Raw genomic sequence first — 564 nt, forward strand, 5'->3', positions numbered from 1 at the left:
TCCCCATATAGCTGGCTAGGGTATCGAGTGAGATATTATTTTCTATATTCTGTTCAATGTAATGAATGACCTTTTGTGTCACCGTCAATCTAGAAATTCGGCTAATAATCGTTAATAGTTCCGGATACTGCTCAACCATTAAAGACAGCAAACCTAAGCCTAGCTGGGTGAGTGCGTAATCATTCTGAGTCGATGAATTGGCCAGGGACATGATGAGCTCTTTCAATTGGCAGATTTCGGTATCCGTTTGATTGAACTTAATGTACTTATCTGGAGTTTGAGTGGATTCTAAATCACTGAACTGATTTATGAACTTTTGGAAAATTGCCAAATCAAAATCTAAGCAAATCGCACTAAACTCACCATTTTCAGTGTCGACCGTGATGTCTTTAATCTGACCAGAATTGTAAAGCGTGAAATCTCCCGCTTTTAACGAGGCTTGGGTGCCATTGGGCAGCATAAAAGATATGCTTCCTTTCGATACCATAAAGATACCGTTTTTAGAGGCGGGGTAGCGTTCGCGTTTCCTGGGAATAAAGTTTCTGAATTGAGTGACCGTGATTG

At 40.4% G+C, this 564-nt stretch carries 1 protein-coding gene; it reads right to left on the reverse strand.

Annotation, left to right across the window (positions count from 1 at the left end):
* A partial coding sequence (locus tag AB4496_RS25195; protein ID WP_372132556.1) for an AraC family transcriptional regulator occupies positions 1-562 on the reverse strand: 562 nt, incomplete at its 3' end.
* Positions 563-564 lie beyond the last annotated feature (2 nt).

The sequence above is a fragment of the Vibrio sp. 10N.222.46.A1 genome (genome assembly GCF_041473595.1).
GTDB lineage: Bacteria > Pseudomonadota > Gammaproteobacteria > Enterobacterales > Vibrionaceae > Vibrio > Vibrio tasmaniensis_A.